This is a genomic window from Streptomyces sp. NPDC002232, from assembly GCF_042890295.1.
GTDB lineage: Bacteria > Actinomycetota > Actinomycetes > Streptomycetales > Streptomycetaceae > Streptomyces.
Genome location: NZ_JBIARV010000004.1, coordinates 668,969 through 685,154, shown reverse-complemented (window position 1 = coordinate 685,154; position 16,186 = coordinate 668,969). Strand labels below are relative to the sequence as shown.

Here is a 16,186-nt window from a genome sequence, read left to right as displayed (position 1 = left end):
GTATTCTGCTCGGATGACCGAGAGCATCGACACGACGGACTGGGCGATCCTGTCGGAGGTCCAGCGGGACGGCCGGATCGCCTACACGGAGCTCGCGCGGCGGGTGAACCTGAGCGCGTCGGCGACGAAGGAGCGGGTGCGGCGCCTCGAGGAGTCCGGGGTCATCACGGGCTACCGGGCGGAGGTGGACCTGGAGCGGATCGGTTACGCGGTGCTCGCGGTCGTCCGGTTGAAGTACCCGGGGACCCGGCACGAGCCGCTGCGCCGGCTGCTCGGTGAGCGTGCGGAGATCCTGGAGTGTCTGCGTACGACCGGTGACGACTGCTACGTGCTCAAGGTGGCGACGACATCGATGGCGCATCTGGAGGAGATCGTCGACCTGCTGGCCGAGTTCGGGAGCACGACCACCCATCTCGTCCTCAGCCGTCCGCTGCCGGCGCGCGGCCCGGGCCGGCCGCCGGCCGGGCGGCCGTCGGAGACAGTGGCATCATGAACGGCATGACGATCCGTCGAGAGGTCCGTGCCGCGTAGACGGCCGGGGCGCGTCCGGGCCCAGATGCCGGACAGGGGAAGGCCACCGCACGCGGGGCCTGCCGTCGACCGTCTCTCCTCGCGGGCGCTGGGCGAGATCGTGCGCCTCGAACGCGCCTGGAACCAGCTCCGCCCCGGGGACGTCGGCCGTGCCCTGAGCCGGTGGAGGGAGTACGTCCACCGTCCGGCGCGGGAGCTCTGGCACGACGACGAGTTCGGGAACGTGCACGGGTACTGCTGCGGCGATCCTCGCGAGGGCCGTGCCCTGCTCGACGAGGTGGCCCGGGGGATGTCACGCCGGGGGCCCGCGAGCTCCGTGCGGTCGTCGAGGGGCTCGACGCCTTCATGGGCCCGCCCGTCCCCGCGTACGGTCGTGCGGCATGGCGGTCCGCCGGCCCGGCTCCGGACGGTGGGCGGGTCAGGGCTGGCGGGGCGGCGTGAGGTCCGCCGGATCGGTGTTCGCGCCGCAGAGGACGACGCAGACCCTCTCGCCCGGCGACGGACGGTAGGCGGTTCCGTCCGGGTCCGTCAGCGCCGCCAGGGCGGTGGCCGCGGCGTGTTCGACGGCGAGACGGCGGTCGTCCCAGAGGGCCCGGCGGGCCCGGACGACGGCGGCGTCCGTGACGAGGACGGTGCGCACGGCGTCGTCCTGGGCGGCGCTCACGGCGAGGGCGGTGGCGCGGCGGGCCCCGAGGGCGTCGCCCGCGACGGAGTCGACGCTCACGTCGACGGGGTGCCCGACCCTGAGCGCGGCGTCCAGCGCGCGGCAGTTCTCGGGTTCGACGGCGACGGTACGGATGCCGTGGTGCCGGGCGGCGGTGGCGACGCCGGCGAAGAGCCCGCCGCCGCCGACCGCGACGACGACGGTGTCGAGGCCGGGGACCTGCCGGTGGATCTCGTCGAGGAGGGTGCCCGCGCCGGCCGCGATCAGCGGGTGGTCGTAGGCGTGGGAGGCGAGGGCGCCGGTCTCGGCGGCGAACGCCTCGCAGGCGGCGAGCGCCTCGGCGTACTCCGACCCGACGAGCCGGACGTCGGCGTCCAGGTCGCGCAGCCTGTCGACCTTCACCCGGGGTGCCGTGGCGGGCAGGAAGACGGTCGCCGTGACCCCGGCGCGGCGCGCCGCCCAGGCACAGGCGAGGCCCGCGTTGCCGCCGGAGGCGATGGTGACGCCGGCGGCCGGCAGGGTCCCCCGCTCCCGGTGGGCGAGGAGGAAGTTCTGCGCGCCGCGGACCTTGAAGGAACCGGTGTGCTGCATGAGTTCCAGCGCGAGGTGGAGTTCGTACGTCCCGGCCCCTGGGTCGGCGGGGGTGACCGTGACGGGCCGGACATGGCCGGCGATCCGGTCGGCGGCGCTCGTGACGTCGGCGTACGCGAGGGTGTGCACCAGTTGCTCCTGAGGGGGCGGGGACCAGTCGGTCGTCCCGGCGATCCTCTCAGGGTCCGGTGGGGCGGGAGCGCCCGGAGCCCTCCGATACCTGTTTGACCAGGCATTCCGCGGCAGGCGATAGTGACGCGATCGGCCGGGGACGTCGGGCCGGAACATCAGGGTGGGGACTCTTGCACAGCGAAGAAGACGGCATGTCCGCGTCCGGGGCGGCGTGCGCTCGGGCGACCGCGCTGATCGCCGCGGGCCGGTACCCGGAGGCGCGTGAGGCCGCGAAGGCGGCCCTGGAGGCGGAAGGGCCCGACCCGGCGCTCTTCCTCGCCCTCGCCCGCGCGCACCTGGCCGAGGACGAGGACGACCACGACGACGAGGCCGAGCGGGTCTTCCGCCGGGCTCTCGACGCCTTCCCCGACGACCTCGATCTCCTCGCCGGGTACGCCGAACTCTGTCTGCGCTCCGACCCCCTGGACCGGCCCGGACGGCACCGTCGCGGCCCCGTCCTGCTGGAGCGGCTCCGGGAGCTGGCGCCGGACTCGCCGCAGCTGCGCCGGGCCGACGCGTCGACGTCGACCGACGTCCTGGCCGCCACGGCGGGCAGAGGGCCCTCGGCCGCCCGGGTGCAGCGTCACGACGTCGTCCACGCGCTGACCTCAGCCGCGTCGCCCGAGGCGGCCGGGGAAGAGGTGCGGCGGCAGGTGGCCCGCGCGCCGTACGACCGGCGGCTCGCGGTTCTCGACGCCTCGCTCGACGCCCTCGGCCGCCCGGGCCGCGCGCCCCTGCGGCGGCTCGTCCTGCGCCGGCCGGAGTACGTGTTCGTCGTCCAGCTCGTCGTGGCGGCGCTGGTGATCGCGCGGTTCGCGGTGGAGGGGTTCCCGGTCTGGATCCCGTTCACGGTCGCCGTGATCGCCGATCTGCCGCTCCTGGCGCTGGGACTGCTCCTGCGCGGTGCCCGCGCACGGGGCGGGGAGCGGATGTCGGGCGCAGTGGACGGGGAGCGGACCCCGGGCGAGGCGGACGGGGAGCAGGCTCCGGGCTCGGTGGACGGGGAGCCCGCCGCCGCGGAACCGTATCTCCCTGAGGTGCCGCGCCGTTCGCGGCGGGAGCTGGTCCTCGTCGGGGCCGGTGCGGCCGTGCTCCTCGGCGCCGGCGTCACGACGGGTACCCTCGCGTACGCCGAGTACACGGCGTACCCGCGGTACGAGGCGGTCGCACCGGACAGCTTCCGCGGCATGGCGCGGATGGACGTCGGCGGGGTCCCGGAGGGTGCCGGGTTCGGCTCCTCGTCCGGGCGGGTCGAGACCTCGTTCAACGCCGTCTACACGGGCGGCTCGGGCGACGGGTCGGGCCTCTCGGTGACCGCGTCGATCGGCGACTTCCACGACGCCACGGTCGCTCTGGTGGAGGAGAGCGGCGCGCTCCTGGCGAGCACGCCCGGGGTGACCCCGCTCGGCGACGGCTGGATGGCGGACGCGGGCGCCTACGGCGGCTGGATGCGCTGCGACCGGTATACCGAGGACCTCGCGGGGACGCCCAAGGCCGTCTGCTTCTGGACCGACCGGGGAAGCATGGGGGTCGTGACGTTCATGGCCTCCGAGGCCATGACCGACGCCGAGGTCGAGCAACTCGCGCGGATGACACGGCAGACGGAGCTGCGGCCGGTGTCCTGACCCGGGCGACGGGAACCGCCCCGGAGACCGTCAGGGTCTCCGGGGCGGTTCCGTGCGCGCCTTACGGGACGATCTTCAGGAGGCGGTTCGGGGAGCCGCTGCCGGGGCTGGTCACCTTGTTGGGCGTGGCGCCGTTGACCAGGGCCGTGGCGACCTGGGCCGGAGTGGCGGAGGGGTGCCCGGCCAGGTAGACGGCGGCCGCGCCCGCCACGTGCGGGGTGGCCATGGAGGTGCCCGAGATGGTGTTGGTGGCGGTGTCGCTGGTGTTCCAGCCGGCGGTGATGGAGACGCCGGGGGCGAAGAGGTCGAGGACCGAGCCGTAGTTGGACCAGCTGGCCTTGGCGTCGGTGTTGCTCGTGGCGCCGACGGTGAGGGCGGCCGCGACGCGGGCGGGCGACGTGGAGGACGCGTTGGTCCCGGAGTTGCCGGCGGCGACGGCGTAGGTGACGCCGTCCGCGATGGAGTTCTTCACGGCGTTGTCGAGGGCGGTGGAGGCGCCGCCGCCGAGCGAGAGGTTGGCCACGGCGGGGGCTCCCGCCGCGTGGTGGGCGGTGACCCAGTCGATGCCGGCGATGACACCGGCGGTGGTGCCGGAGCCGTTGTTGTCGAGGACGCGGACGGCGACGATCTTCGCCTTCTTGGCCACGCCGTAGGTGGTGCCGGCGATGGTGGTGGCGACGTGCGTGCCGTGCCCGTTGCCGTCCTGGGCCACCGCGTCGCCGTCGACCGCGTCGTAGCCGTTCACCGCGCGCCCGACGATCTCGGAGTGGGTGATCCGCACACCGGTGTCGATCACGTAGGCGGTGACGCCGTCGCCGGCGCTGTCGGGGTAGGTGTACGTGCCGGAGAGCGGCAGGTCCGCCTGGTCGATGCGGTCCAGGCCCCAGGGCGCGTTGGTCTGGGTCGCGTCGGCGCGGACGATCCGGTTCTGCTCGACGGACGCCACGGCCGGGTCGGCGGCGAGGCGGCGGGCCTCGGTGGCACCGAGGGTGGCCGTGTAGCCGTTGAGGGCGGAGCCGAAGGTCTTGCCGACCGTGCCGCCGTAACCGGCTATGAGGCTCCGTCCCTCGGCGGAGGCGGCCTTGAGGCCCGCGCCCTGCTTCAGGGTGACGATGTAGCTGCCGGGGACCGCGTCGGCGGAGCCCGCCGCGAGGACGGTGCCCTCGACCGGAGCGGCCTGGGCGGGGACGGCGGCGAAGGTACCGAGCAGGGCGGCGGCGGTCGCGGCCGAAGCCGTCACGGCGAGGCGGGTCTTGGTGCTCTTGGGGAGTGCCATGGCGCGGGAGTCCTCCTCGTGGGCGTCGCGCCCGAAGGGTGGGGGCGGCGCGACAGTGGGGGTGCACGTGGGATCACGTACGTGGTCGGGACCGGTGCGTCCGGTCCCGCTGCGCTCAGCAGCCTGGCCTCTCCACGGGCCGTGCTCAAGGAAGTTGAGGTCTTGTCATGGATCTGCCATATCTCTGCAATCGAAGCCCCCGAAAAGGCCTCCGACCTGGCCGGATCGCGCGCTCCGGTGGCCGGTATCAGGGCGGGCACCGACACCACGCGCACCCGCCTCGCGCGGTGCGGGTGGGGGCGGGGGGCGTCGGATAGCGTCGGGGGGATCGGGCCGGCTCCACCGGCCTCCCTCGGAAAGGACGCCCCTCATGCCCCTCGAAGGCGAGTACGAGCCCAGCACGACGAAGTGGGTGCGCGACCAGGTCGAGTTGTACGAATCGTCCGGCGGCACCGAGGGCACGACGATGCGGGGCATGCCCGTCGTCCTGGTCACGAACCGGGGCGCCCGCAGCGGCAAGCTCCGCAAGACCCCGCTGATGCGGGTCGAGCACGAGGGCGCGTACGCGCTCGTCGCGTCCAACGGCGGCGCGGTCAAGCACCCCGTCTGGTACCACAACCTGGTCGCCGCGCCCCTGGTCGAACTGCGCGACGGAACCCGCCGGTGGGACATGAGGACCCGTCTGGTCACGGGCGAGGAGCGCCGGGCCTGGTGGGAGCGGGCCGTCGCCGCGTTCCCGGACTACGCCGACTACCAGGTCAAGACCGACCGTGAGATCCCCCTGTTCGTGGCCGAGCCGGTCGACCAGGACGGCTAGGCGGCGCCAGGGCGGCCGGTCCGTCCGCCGCCGCGCCCCGGGCGGGGCCCGTCCGGCCCCGGGTCAGACCGACGCCGCACGCCGGGCGATGCTCGTCCGGGAACCGGGTCGGACCGACGCCGCGCGCCGGCGGGGCCCGTCCGCCCCCGGGTCAGGCGTCGCCGCGCGCCGGGGCCAGTCCAGCCCCGGGTCGGGCCGTCGCCGCGCGCCGGGCGGCGCTCGTCCGGAAGCGGGTCAGGCCGACGCCGATCAGCACGACCATCATGCCCGTCAGCACCCGGGCGGTCAGGGGCTCGTGCAGGACCAGGGCGCCCAGGGTGACGGAGACCACCGGGAGCAGGTAGCCGACGGTGGCGGCGCTGGTGGGGCCCTCCTCCGCGATCATCCGGTAGTTGAGGTGGAAGGTGAGCCCGGTCGCGAGGACACCGAGGACGAGGACGGCGAGCACGCCCGCCGCCGTCACCTCCGCCGGGCCGCCCGCCGTCAGGGCAGGGGCGCTGAGTGCGGTCGCCGCGAGGAGTTGCGCGGCGGAGAGGGCCAGGGGCGCGGTGCCCCGGTCGGTCAGCCGGCGGGCCATGTAGGCGAAGGCCACCGCGTAGCTCAGGGACGCGCCGAGCAGGGCGAGCGCTCCCCCGGTCATCAGGCCGGAGCCCGCGCTCCAGGGCGCGAAGATCAGCAGGACACCGGTGAAGCCGAGGGCGAGTCCGGCGAGCCGGGCCGGGCGCAGCGGGCGTTCCGTACCGATGACGAGGCCGATGAGGAGGGACCAGAGCGGCGTGGTGGCGTTCAGGACGCCCGCCACCCCGCTGTCGACGGTCTGCTCCCCCACTGAGAAGAGGAGGAACGGCAGGGCGTTGCAGAGGAGGGCGGCGATCAGGAGTCGGCCCCAGGTGGCGCGGTCGCGCGGCAGCCGCTGACCGGCCCCGTGGGCGAGCGCGAGGAGGACGGCCGCGCCCAGGAGGCAGCGGACGAAGGTGATCCACCCAGGGGTGAGGCCCTCGTCGAGGGAGATCTTGATCCAGAGGAAGCCGGAGCCCCAGAGCAGGGCCAGGACGCCCATGCGTATCGCCGAAGTCATGCCGTCCACGGTCCCGGGACCGAGCCGACAGGACAAGCGAAGGTTCGTGCACCCGGCGTTAAGCTCTGCTACATGCTCGATGTGAGACGCATGCAGGTGCTCCGGGCCGTCGTCGCCAGTGGCTCGGTCACGGCCGCCGCCGGGCACCTCGGGTACACCCCGTCCGCCGTGAGTCAGCAGATCGCCGCCCTGGAGAAGGAGGCCGGCATCGCGCTGCTCGAACGCTTCGGCCGGGGCGTGCGGCCGACCGCCGCCGGGCGGCTGCTGACCGAGCACGCCGCCGTCATCGGCCGTCAGGTGGCCGAGGCGGAGACGGCGCTCGCCGATCTCAGGGCGGGCCGGACCGGGCAGATCTCGGTGCGCTACTTCGCCACGGCGGGCGCCGACCTGGTCGCACCGGCCCTGGCCCGGTTCCGGGCGGAACACCCCGGCGTACGGGTCGATCTGAGGATCGCCGACGGCCCGCCCGACACGGAGACCGATCTGACCCTCGTCGTCCGGCCCCGGGGTGCTCCGGAGTCGCCCGGTGAGGGGCTCCGGCTGGTCCCGCTGGTCGACGACCCGTACCGCGCCGTCCTGCCCCGGGGCCACCGGCTCGCCGCTCGCCGGGGTGCCGTGGACCTGGCGGACCTGGCGGCGGAGCCGTGGGTCGGCAGCGAGCGCCCGGGGCCCTGTCTGGACGCGGTCCTGGACGCGTGCGCGGCGGCCGGGTTCACCCCGGACATCGCGGTGGAGTGCGAGGAGTACGCGACCGCGCAGGGTTTCGTCGCGGCCGGTCTCGGCATCAGCCTCGTCCCGCTGATGGGCCTCGGCGGCCGTCACCCGCACGTGGTGGTCCGGAAGGTCCGCGGTCCCGAGCCGGTCCGCTCCCTCCACGCGGCGGTACGGGAGTCCTCGCTGGCCCTGCCGGCCGTGCGGGACCTCCTGACGGCGCTTCAGGAGGTCCGGACGGGCGGGGTCACTCCGTCGGCGCCGTCACGGTGACAGGACGGACAGGAGGTGCGCGACCTCCTGGGCCACGGCCGCGCGGGCCGGGGTGAGGTAGTGGCGCGGGTCGACCGTGTCGGGGTGCTCGGCCAGGTGGGTGCGGACGGCCGCGGTGAAGGCCTTGTTGAGGTGGGTGGAGACGTTCACCTTGGTCATGCCCGCCGTGACCGCCTCGGCGAGGTGCGGGTCGGCGACCCCGGAGGAGCCGTGCAGGACGAGCGGGACGTCCACCGCCGCGCGGAGCCGGGCGATCAGGTCCAGGTCGAGGACGGCGTCGCGGGTCACCATCTGGTGGGAACTGCCGACCGCCACGGCGAGGGCGTCTACTCCGGTCGCGGAGACGAAGGCGCGGGCCTCATCGGGGTCCGTGCGCACGCCCGGGGTGTGGGCGCCGCCCTTGCCGCCGACCTCACCGAGCTCGGCCTCGACCCAGACGCCGTGGCGGTGGCAGTGCTCCACGACCTCGCGGGTCGCGGCGACGTTCTCCGCGTACGGCAGCTTCGAGGCGTCGAACATGACCGAGCCCAGGCCGAGGGCGACGGCCTCGCGGACGAGGTCGGGGTTCTCGGCGTGGTCGAGGTGCACGGCGACGGGGATCTTGGCGGCGCGTGCGACGGCCAGGGAGGCGAGCGCGACCGGTTCCAGGGCTCCGTGGTAGCGGACGGTGTTCTCGCTGATCTGGAGGACGACGGCACGGTCGGCGTTCTCGGCGCCCGTCACGATGGCCTGGGCGTGTTCGAGCTGGAGGACGTTGAAGGCCCCCACCCCGGTGCCCGCGGCGCGGGCGCGGCGGACGATCTCGTCGGTGGGCGTCAGCGGCATGGTGCTTCTCCGGGATGGTGGGCGGGCGCGGGTCGGCGGTCAGGCATGGACGTCGGAGAGGACGACGGAGCGCGTGAGGTTGCGGGGGGTGTCCGGGTTCAGCCCCTGGGCCTCGGCGACGGCGACGGCGAGGCGCTGCGCGCGGACGAGCTCGGCGAGCGGGTCGAGGTCGCTCTCGGCGAGGGTGCCGCCCACCTTGCGCACCTCGTCCGCGAGTCCGGCGGGCAGGACGCCGAAGCCCCAGGTCACGCGGCCGGGTCCGGTGATGCTGATGGGGCCGTGGCGGTACTCCATGGCGGGGTACGCCTCGGTCCAGGCGCCGGCCGCCTCCCGCATCTTCAGGCCGGCCTCCAGGGCGAGTCCGTAGGTCCAGCCGGTGCCGAGGAAGGTGAACTGCTCGGCCCCCCGCACGCTCTCGTCGAGCGGGGAGACGAGGGCCCGCTCGGCGTCGCGCGCGGCGTCCTCGACGGTCGCGAGCCCCTCCGGGAGGGCGTCCTCGGACTCCAGGTGCGCGCGGAAGAGGGCGAGCACGGTGGTCGCGAAGCGGGTCTGGACGACGGACTCCTCGTCGGCGAAGTCGAGGACGGCGACCTCGTCGGCGAGGTCCATCACCGGGGTCGTGGGATCGGCCGTGATCGCGCCGGTGGGGACGGTGCCGCGCAGGCGGGACAGGACGGCGAGGACCTCGCTGGTGGTGCCGGAACGGGTGATGGCCACGACCCGGTCGTAGCGGCGGCCGTGGGGGAACTCCGAGGCGGCGAAGGCGTCGGTCTCGCCGTGGCCGCCGGACTCGCGCAGCTCCGCGTAGGCGAGGGCCATGAACCAGGAGGTGCCGCAACCGATCACCGCGACCCGCTCGCCGCGCCGGGGCAGGGCCGCTACGTGCTGGGACAGGGTGCGGGCCGCCTGGCGCCAGGTCGCCGGCTGGGAAGCGATCTCCACGGCGGTGCGGGTGGTGGTCATGCCGATCTCCTTGCAAGAAGAATGCGCGATGATGATGGAAGATGCTTGAAGACACGCCCATTCAAGCAGAAACATGCATCCTCTTTCCAGATCTCGCACCCTTCGGCGGCTAGAATCGGACGCGCGCACGAGCGGGGTGGTCATGCGGGCGCGCCCCCGGTGGAGGGAGGGACCCATGTCCAAGCACGAGCGGTGGAACACGCTTCTGGAGCTGCTCGCGGCCTCGGGGAAGCTGGAGGTGGAGGAGGCGGCGACCGCGCTCGACGTCTCCGCGGCCACGATCCGCCGGGACCTCGACGAGCTCGCCGAGCAGCGGCTGCTCGTACGGACGCGGGGCGGGGCGGTGGCGCACGGCGTCTCCTACGAGCTTCCGCTGCGCTACAAGTCGGCCCGGCACGCGCCGGAGAAGCGCCGGATCGCGGAGGCGGTGGCGGATCTGGTGGCGCCCGGCGAGGTCGTCGGGCTCAACGGGGGCACGACGACCACGGAGGTCGCGCGGGCGCTCGCGCTGCGGTTCGCGAGCGGCCGGACCGAGGCTCCCGGAGCTCCGGCGGCCGGGCCCGCGCTGACCGTGGTCACCAACGCGCTGAACATCGCGGGCGAGCTCGCGGTGCGTCCGCAGATCAAGATCGTCACGACCGGGGGCGTCGCCCGTCCCCAGACCTATGAGCTGGTGGGGCCGCTGACGGTCGGCGTGCTCAACGAGGTCGTGCTCGACGTGGTGGTGCTCGGGGTGGACGGGGTCGACCCCGAGCTCGGCGTGATGGCCCACCAGGAGGACGAGGCGAGCATCAGCCGGCTCTTCGCGGAACGGGCGAGCCGGGTCGTCGTGGTGACCGACTCCTCGAAGATGGGCCGCCGGGCGTTCGCCCGGATCTGCGGGCTGGACCGGATCGACCTCCTGGTGACGGACACGGGCATCACCCCCGAGACCGTGGCCCAGCTCACGGAGGCCGGAGTGAAGGTCCTCGCCGTCTGACGCGCGTGGACCCTGCCGAAATCATCATTGGTCTGAAGTCGGACCAATCCGGGAGCCAGCGTCTCAGGGCCTTTGCGTGTTCACACAGTAATTACCGCACGGATGTATACCTTTAAGCTCCCCTCCCCCATCATGTCTCCGACGTGCCGCTGGGGCACACCGTGACAGGAGAGGCGGGGCATGATTCCCATCAGCCGCAGGGGTTTCGTCGGGATCGGTGCCGGGCTCATGGCGGGGGCCGCGCTGCCGCCGGCGCAGGCTTCGGCCGCCGCGAGCACCGCGACCGGCACGCTCACCGACGTCAAGCACGTGGTGATCCTCATGCAGGAGAACCGCAGCTTCGACCACTACTTCGGCACCCTGCGCGGCGTGCGGGGCTTCGGCGACCGGGCCGCGGGCAACCTGCCCGGCGGCTGGGGCATGTTCAACCAGCCCAACTGGGGCGGCCGTCAGTACCCCTGGAAGCTCAGCGACACCCCGGCCGCGGGCGGCGTCGACGGCGAGACCCTCGCGCAGTGCAACGGCGACCTGCCGCACAGCTGGACCTCGCAGCACGCCGCGTGGAACAAGGGGCGTCTCGACAACTGGGTCACGGGCGTGGGCAACACCCGCTCGCTCGGCCATCTCGACCGGGGCGACATCCCCTTCCACCACGCGCTCGCCGACCACTACACGATCTGCGACGCCTACTTCTGCTCGACGCTGAGCGCCACGGGCCCCAACCGCACGTTCCTGTGGAGCGGGAAGATCGACGGCTCCAGCAAGGACGGGGGCGACGAGTCGGGCCTCACCTGGGAGACCTACGCCGAGGCGCTCCAGCGCGCCGGGGTGAGCTGGAAGGTCTACCAGAACGCCCAGGACAACTACGGCGACAACGGCCTCGCGTACTTCAAGAAGTTCACCGACGCGCGGCCCGGCGACCCGCTGTACGACCGGGGCATGGGTTCGGTCCCGAAGGTGACCGGCTCGACGCCGGACGACATCGCCGCCGCGATCCGCGCCGACGTCGTCGCGGGCACCCTTCCGCAGGTGTCCTGGGTGGTCGCGAACGAGGCCTTCTCCGAGCACCCGTACGCCCCGCCCGGGGACGGCGCCCACTTCGTCGACCTCGTCTACCGCGCGCTGGCCGCGAACGCCGAGGTGTTCGACTCCACGGTGCTGTTCCTCAACTACGACGAGAACGACGGCTTCTTCGACCACGTGCCGCCGCCGGTGGCCCCGCCGGGCACCGCGGGCGAGTACCTGGACGGCACCCCGATCGGCCTGGGCTTCCGCGTCCCCATGCTTGTCATGTCCCCGTGGACCCGTGGCGGCTGGGTGAGCTCCGAGGTCTTCGACCACACGTCGGTGCTGCGCTTCATGGAGACCTGGACCGCGGCGCTCGGCACCCCGGCGACCTGCCCGAACATCAGCGCCTGGCGCCGGAGGGTCACCGGCGACCTGACCGGCGTCTTCGACTTCGCCCGCCCGGTGTACGGCGTGCCCGCGGGCCTGCCCTCCACGGCCAAGGTCATCGGACAGGCCACCTGCGGCCCGCTGCCGAACCCGGCCCCGCAGAACAACGCGCTGCCCGCGCAGGAGTCCGGCACCCGTCCGGCGCGCGCCCTGCCCTACCAGGTGAACGGCAACCTCGACCGCCTGGAGTTCGGCGCCTCGGGCAAGATCCTGGCCTGGTTCTCGATGACCAACCAGGGCGCGGAGGCCAGGCGGCCGGCGCACTTCTCGATCCATCCGCACCAGTACCGGGACACGGCCGCCTGGCAGTACACCGTCGACCCCGGTGACACGGCCACGGACTTCTTCAACATCGGCCTGGGGTCGGGCTCGGGCAAGTACGACATCTCGATGATGGGCCCCAACCGCTTCCTGCGCCGGTTCATCGGGGACGCATCCAAGGCCGGCAAGGCCGTCGAGGTGGCCGCGCGGTACGCACCCGATCCGGGAACGGGCAAGACGGCACTGTGGTTCCGGATGACCAACAGTTCCGCCGGCCCGGTCACCTTCACCATCCGCTCGAACGCGTACCGCTCGGACGGCCCGTGGACCTACACGGTGCCGGCGAACTCCAGCCGCGAGGACTACTTCAACGCCGTGGCGTACAACGGCGGCTGGTACGACTTCACGATCCTCGCCGACATCGACGGGACCTGGTCGCGCCGGTACACCGGCCACATCGAGAACGGCGCACCGAGCGTCAGCGGCTGACCTTCCCCCGCATGCCGGGCGACGGCCTTCGGGCCGCCGCCCGGCCCCGGCCGGGGGCGCGGCACCAGGCCATGGGGCCGGTGGCGCGCGGTCAGCGCCCGGCGAGCGCCGCCCGGCGGACCGTGGCGTCGAGGAGCGCCACCGCGTCGTCGGCCGTACGGCCGGGCGCCCGGTTCCACGGGCCGATCAGGCCGTGCCAGCCGCGGGACCGGAGCTCGGTCATGATCCAGGCGGCCGCCTCGTGCATGGTGTCCGCCCCTCCGTAGCCGAGGCGGTGGGCGGCGAGGAGGGCGCCGCAGACGCAGCGCGCGCCACGGGCGTCACGCAGCTTGTACGGGGCGTTCTGCCAGCCCCACTCCGTGAGCACCAGGCGCGCGTAGCCGAGGTGCACGGAGGGGCGCAGCTCGGCCTGCCCGACGCGGCGCCAGGCGTGGAGGCGGTCCGGCAGCACGGCTCCGAGCCGTCCGGGGAGGCGGCGCTCGCCGGGGAGCGCAGGCGGCAGGGCCGCGAGGGCGTCGGCCACGAGCCGGTCGACCGGGACGCTGAGCAGCTCCCGCCAGCCCTCCCCGGCCGGTGGTGACGCCTCGGGGGCGGTCCAGTCCGTGACGATCCGCTGCCAGGTGGCGCTCTCGAAGAGTGCGGCCGCCTCGCGGTCGAGGCCGTCGGGGCTGAGGACGGGGGCGGTGGGCGGCATGGGATGACTCCTGGGTCGACTTCCTCCATTTTTCAGGATGAATGTCTGTTTTGCGACTTTTAAGCCACCCCGGAGAGTCGCCCACGTCACCCCCCCGAGGCGGTGATTTCCGCTCGATTTACCCAGTGCGGAATGAAAAGACCTATTCGGACATTGCGCCCTGGGTGACGCGACTCACTGGACGGGCCCCGCCGGTTCGCGGCATCTCCGCCCACCCCTTGCCCGGCAAGGAAGTTCGACGCCCCGATGACTGCGTCGATCTTGAATTCTCCGAATTCCGTGATCCTTTTCCCCTTACCCGGCATCCACTCCTCTTGTTATCCGTCGCATTACTGGCCTACGGTCACCTCCATTCGAGCGGAACGCCCAATCCTGCCGCCGCTCGCTCAACGTCCCTTTTCACCCGACGGCAGGAGCGGGGGACCCACGAATACGCCGGTCCGGATTCCGGAACGGCTCGGGGTGCAGCCGCGTGCGCGCGGCCGGACATCTCCCGTCCGAACCCGACAGCTCACCCCGCAGGCGCCGGAGAGGAAACCGTCATGCCTGCTTTCGGTAAGCACCGCCGTCCCCGTCTCGGCCACGTCTCCCGCGGCTTCGCCCTGGTCGGAACCGGTGGCGTCGCCCTGACCCTGCCGCTCATCGCCCCGGCCGTCGCCGGCGCCGCACCCCTGTCCGGCGCCCCTCAGGCCGCCGTCCAGGCGCCCGCCTCTCCGGCCGCGACGATCACCGTCAAGGCCCCCGCGGCCCCGGCCGCCGCCCGCACCTACACCGTGGTGAGCGGCGACTCGCTTTCCCTGATCGCCCACAAGAAGGGAATTCAGGGCGGCTGGAAGAGCCTTTACCAGGCCAACAAGAGCGTCGTGGGTGACAATCCGTCACTCATTCGCCCGGGCCTTGAACTGACGATTCGTCGGGATGCCGCGAAGGCCACTCACGCCGAGGCGAAGAAGTCCGCCGCGACCGAGCGGGCGAGCCGCTCCGAGCGTCGCGCCACCCCGGCCGTCGCCACCGGAACGGGCTCCTCCGCCGCCGCGGCCGCTCCCGCCGTCGCCGCCCCCTCCGCCGTCAAGGCGGCCCCGATCGCCGCGACGAACTACGCCGACAACCTCGACGGCTGGATCCGCGAGTCGCTGGCCATCATGGGCCAGCGCGGCATCCCCGGGTCCTACGACGGGATCTACCGCAACGTCATGCGCGAGTCCTCCGGAAACCCCCAGGCCATCAACCTGTGGGACTCCAACGCGGTCGCCGGCACCCCCTCGAAGGGCCTCCTCCAGGTCATCCAGCCGACCTTCCTGGCCTACCACGTGCCCGGCACGTCCATGGACCTGTTCGACCCGGTCGCCAACATCACCGCCGCCTGCAACTACGCGGCCGACCGCTACGGCTCCATCGACAACGTCAACTCGGCGTACTGATCCCCCGCCGGAAGTGCCCGGCGAACCAGGAGGTGGCGAGGTCCGCCACCTCCTCCAGGGCGCCGGGCTCCTCGAAGAGATGCCCGGCGCCCCCCACCACGGCGAGCCGGTTCTCACAGCGCAGCAGCGCCAGCGCCCGCCGGTTGAGGTCCAGGACCAGCGCGTCCGCACCGCCCACCACCAGGAGCGTGGGGGCGCGCACCGCGGCCAGGTGCTCGGCCGCCAGGTCCGGCCGGCCGCCGCGCGAGACGACGGCGCTCACCGGGGACGCGGGGTCGCCCGCGGCCCACAGGGCCGCGGCGGCACCCGTGCTCGCGCCGAAGTACCCGAGCGGCAGCCCGGTGCTCTCGGGCCGCGCGGCCAGCCACTCCGTGGCCCCGGCGAGCCGCCCGGCGAGGAGCGGGGTGTCGAACACATGGGCCCGGTCGGTCGCCTCCGCCTCGGTCAGCAGGTCGAAGAGCAGCGTCCCGAGGCCCGCCCGGTTCAGCGCCGCGGCGACCGCCCGGTTCCGGGGACTGTGACAGCTGCTGCCGCTGCCGTGGGCGAACAGGACGACGCCGTCCGCGTCCTCGGGCACCGCGAGCCGCCCGCCGAGCGCGACCCCACCGACCGGGATCCTGACGTCCGTGTCCTGGACCACCGGGACACGCGCGGTCCTGTTCCGCTCCAGGCAGGCGACGACCTCGGCGTCCGGGGTCTGCGAGAAGTCACGGTAGAACTGCCCGATCGCGAAGAAGAGCTCCGGCGCGTGCACACCGACGGTCTCGTCGGCCTCCCCGCCGAGGCGGGTCGTCCACCCGCGCGGCCCGACCGGGACGGCGAGCACGATCCGGGCGGCGCCCCGGGCCCGGACCACCCGGCAGGCCGCCAGCGCCGTGGCTCCGGTGGCCAGACCGTCGTCGACCACGACGACCGTCCGCCCGTCCAGCGGCACCGGTGCCCGGCTGCCCCGGTACCGGCGGGTGCGCTGGTCGAGCTCGGCGAGCTCCCGCTCCTCCACCGCCGCGATGTCCCGGTCGGTGACGCCGGTCTCCCGTATCACCCGCTCGTTGAGGACCCGCACCCCTCCCTCCCCGAGCGCCCCCATCGCGAGTTCCGGCTGATCGGGCACCCCGAGCTTCCGCACGAGACAGATGTCGAGCGGCGCGTCGAGGGCCTCGGCGACCTCCACCGCCACCGGCACGCCACCCCGTGGAAGCCCCAGGACCACGACGTCATGGCCCCTGAGATGGTCGAGCCGGGCGGCGAGCTGCCGCCCCGCGTCCGTCCGATCGCCGAAGAACATGGTTCCGCCGCCCTTCCGCCCGCGCGGCCGGGACCCAGGGACGTCGCCCGCCCCCGGCCCGTCCCTCCAGGGTAGAC

General features: G+C 73.6%; 14 protein-coding genes and 1 riboswitch. Of the genes, 7 read left to right on the top strand and 7 right to left on the bottom strand.

Features of this window, described 5'->3' with window-relative positions:
• Positions 1–13 precede the first annotated feature (13 nt).
• Positions 14–493: an Lrp/AsnC family transcriptional regulator gene (locus ACFYXU_RS20980; RefSeq protein ID WP_376515593.1), complete on the top strand. Its 480-nt coding sequence runs from the start codon at positions 14–16 to the stop codon at positions 491–493.
• 456 nt (positions 494–949) lie between these two features.
• Here the strand turns inward: ACFYXU_RS20980 and ACFYXU_RS20975 are convergent, their stop codons facing one another.
• Entirely contained in the window at positions 950–1,915 is a 966-nt protein-coding gene (locus ACFYXU_RS20975; RefSeq protein WP_389405773.1) for a serine/threonine dehydratase, read from the bottom strand.
• Positions 1,916–2,109: 194 nt separating this feature from the next.
• On the opposite strand from ACFYXU_RS20975, the gene ACFYXU_RS20970 reads away from it, so the two are divergent.
• Positions 2,110–3,582, top strand: coding sequence for a hypothetical protein (locus tag ACFYXU_RS20970; RefSeq protein WP_389459189.1), 1,473 nt, complete (start codon positions 2,110–2,112; stop codon positions 3,580–3,582).
• Positions 3,583–3,643: 61 nt separating this feature from the next.
• Here the strand turns inward: ACFYXU_RS20970 and ACFYXU_RS20965 are convergent, their stop codons facing one another.
• Positions 3,644–4,858, bottom strand: a complete 1,215-nt coding sequence (locus ACFYXU_RS20965; RefSeq protein ID WP_389405775.1) for a S8 family peptidase — start codon at positions 4,856–4,858, stop codon at positions 3,644–3,646.
• Between the two features lie 370 nt (positions 4,859–5,228).
• On the opposite strand from ACFYXU_RS20965, the gene ACFYXU_RS20960 reads away from it, so the two are divergent.
• The gene (locus ACFYXU_RS20960) at positions 5,229–5,675 is read left to right on the top strand and encodes a nitroreductase family deazaflavin-dependent oxidoreductase (RefSeq protein ID WP_376515581.1); all 447 of its coding nucleotides are present in this window, start codon (positions 5,229–5,231) and stop codon (positions 5,673–5,675) included.
• A gap of 151 nt (positions 5,676–5,826) precedes the next feature.
• Here the strand turns inward: ACFYXU_RS20960 and ACFYXU_RS20955 are convergent, their stop codons facing one another.
• Positions 5,827–6,753 (bottom strand): DMT family transporter, encoded by a 927-nt coding sequence (locus ACFYXU_RS20955; protein WP_389405776.1) that lies wholly within the window; start codon positions 6,751–6,753, stop codon positions 5,827–5,829.
• A gap of 72 nt (positions 6,754–6,825) precedes the next feature.
• Between ACFYXU_RS20955 and ACFYXU_RS20950 the strand changes: the two genes are divergently transcribed.
• Positions 6,826–7,737 (top strand): LysR family transcriptional regulator, encoded by a 912-nt coding sequence (locus tag ACFYXU_RS20950; RefSeq protein WP_389405777.1) that lies wholly within the window; start codon positions 6,826–6,828, stop codon positions 7,735–7,737.
• Here the strand turns inward: ACFYXU_RS20950 and ACFYXU_RS20945 are convergent.
• A complete protein-coding gene (locus ACFYXU_RS20945) occupies positions 7,729–8,562 on the bottom strand; it encodes a ketose-bisphosphate aldolase (RefSeq protein ID WP_389405778.1) in 834 nt (277 codons plus the stop codon). The genes ACFYXU_RS20950 and ACFYXU_RS20945 overlap by 9 nt on opposite strands.
• Before the next feature lie 39 nt (positions 8,563–8,601).
• Positions 8,602–9,525: a sugar isomerase gene (locus tag ACFYXU_RS20940; RefSeq protein ID WP_329858442.1), complete on the bottom strand. Its 924-nt coding sequence runs from the start codon at positions 9,523–9,525 to the stop codon at positions 8,602–8,604.
• 175 nt (positions 9,526–9,700) lie between these two features.
• On the opposite strand from ACFYXU_RS20940, the gene ACFYXU_RS20935 reads away from it, so the two are divergent.
• The gene (locus ACFYXU_RS20935) at positions 9,701–10,504 is read left to right on the top strand and encodes a DeoR/GlpR family DNA-binding transcription regulator (RefSeq protein ID WP_376515571.1); all 804 of its coding nucleotides are present in this window, start codon (positions 9,701–9,703) and stop codon (positions 10,502–10,504) included.
• Between the two features lie 180 nt (positions 10,505–10,684).
• The gene (locus ACFYXU_RS20930; RefSeq protein ID WP_389405779.1) at positions 10,685–12,709 is read left to right on the top strand and encodes a phosphocholine-specific phospholipase C; all 2,025 of its coding nucleotides are present in this window, start codon (positions 10,685–10,687) and stop codon (positions 12,707–12,709) included.
• Between the two features lie 91 nt (positions 12,710–12,800).
• On the opposite strand, the gene ACFYXU_RS20925 is transcribed toward ACFYXU_RS20930, so the two are convergent.
• Positions 12,801–13,403 (bottom strand): hypothetical protein, encoded by a 603-nt coding sequence (locus ACFYXU_RS20925; RefSeq protein ID WP_389405780.1) that lies wholly within the window; start codon positions 13,401–13,403, stop codon positions 12,801–12,803.
• A gap of 353 nt (positions 13,404–13,756) precedes the next feature.
• A riboswitch (cyclic di-AMP (ydaO/yuaA leader) is annotated at positions 13,757–13,941 on the top strand.
• 4 nt (positions 13,942–13,945) lie between these two features.
• Here ACFYXU_RS20925 and ACFYXU_RS20920 point away from each other — a divergent pair.
• A complete protein-coding gene (locus ACFYXU_RS20920) occupies positions 13,946–14,824 on the top strand; it encodes a transglycosylase SLT domain-containing protein (protein ID WP_389405781.1) in 879 nt (292 codons plus the stop codon).
• On the opposite strand, the gene ACFYXU_RS20915 is transcribed toward ACFYXU_RS20920, so the two are convergent.
• The gene (locus ACFYXU_RS20915; protein WP_389405782.1) at positions 14,808–16,109 is read right to left on the bottom strand and encodes a phosphoribosyltransferase family protein; all 1,302 of its coding nucleotides are present in this window, start codon (positions 16,107–16,109) and stop codon (positions 14,808–14,810) included. The genes ACFYXU_RS20920 and ACFYXU_RS20915 overlap by 17 nt on opposite strands.
• Positions 16,110–16,186 lie beyond the last annotated feature (77 nt).

Coding starts and splice junctions, on each gene's coding strand:
- ACFYXU_RS20915 (WP_389405782.1), bottom strand. CDS start 16,109: ATGTTCTTCGGCGATCGGACGGACGCGGGGCGGCAGCTCGCCGCCCGG.
- ACFYXU_RS20940 (WP_329858442.1), bottom strand. CDS start 9,525: ATGACCACCACCCGCACCGCCGTGGAGATCGCTTCCCAGCCGGCGACC.
- ACFYXU_RS20950 (WP_389405777.1), top strand. CDS start 6,826: ATGCTCGATGTGAGACGCATGCAGGTGCTCCGGGCCGTCGTCGCCAGT.
- ACFYXU_RS20920 (WP_389405781.1), top strand. CDS start 13,946: ATGCCTGCTTTCGGTAAGCACCGCCGTCCCCGTCTCGGCCACGTCTCC.
- ACFYXU_RS20965 (WP_389405775.1), bottom strand. CDS start 4,858: ATGGCACTCCCCAAGAGCACCAAGACCCGCCTCGCCGTGACGGCTTCG.
- ACFYXU_RS20935 (WP_376515571.1), top strand. CDS start 9,701: ATGTCCAAGCACGAGCGGTGGAACACGCTTCTGGAGCTGCTCGCGGCC.
- ACFYXU_RS20955 (WP_389405776.1), bottom strand. CDS start 6,753: ATGACTTCGGCGATACGCATGGGCGTCCTGGCCCTGCTCTGGGGCTCC.
- ACFYXU_RS20960 (WP_376515581.1), top strand. CDS start 5,229: ATGCCCCTCGAAGGCGAGTACGAGCCCAGCACGACGAAGTGGGTGCGC.
- ACFYXU_RS20945 (WP_389405778.1), bottom strand. CDS start 8,562: ATGCCGCTGACGCCCACCGACGAGATCGTCCGCCGCGCCCGCGCCGCG.
- ACFYXU_RS20970 (WP_389459189.1), top strand. CDS start 2,110: ATGTCCGCGTCCGGGGCGGCGTGCGCTCGGGCGACCGCGCTGATCGCC.
- ACFYXU_RS20980 (WP_376515593.1), top strand. CDS start 14: ATGACCGAGAGCATCGACACGACGGACTGGGCGATCCTGTCGGAGGTC.
- ACFYXU_RS20930 (WP_389405779.1), top strand. CDS start 10,685: ATGATTCCCATCAGCCGCAGGGGTTTCGTCGGGATCGGTGCCGGGCTC.
- ACFYXU_RS20925 (WP_389405780.1), bottom strand. CDS start 13,403: ATGCCGCCCACCGCCCCCGTCCTCAGCCCCGACGGCCTCGACCGCGAG.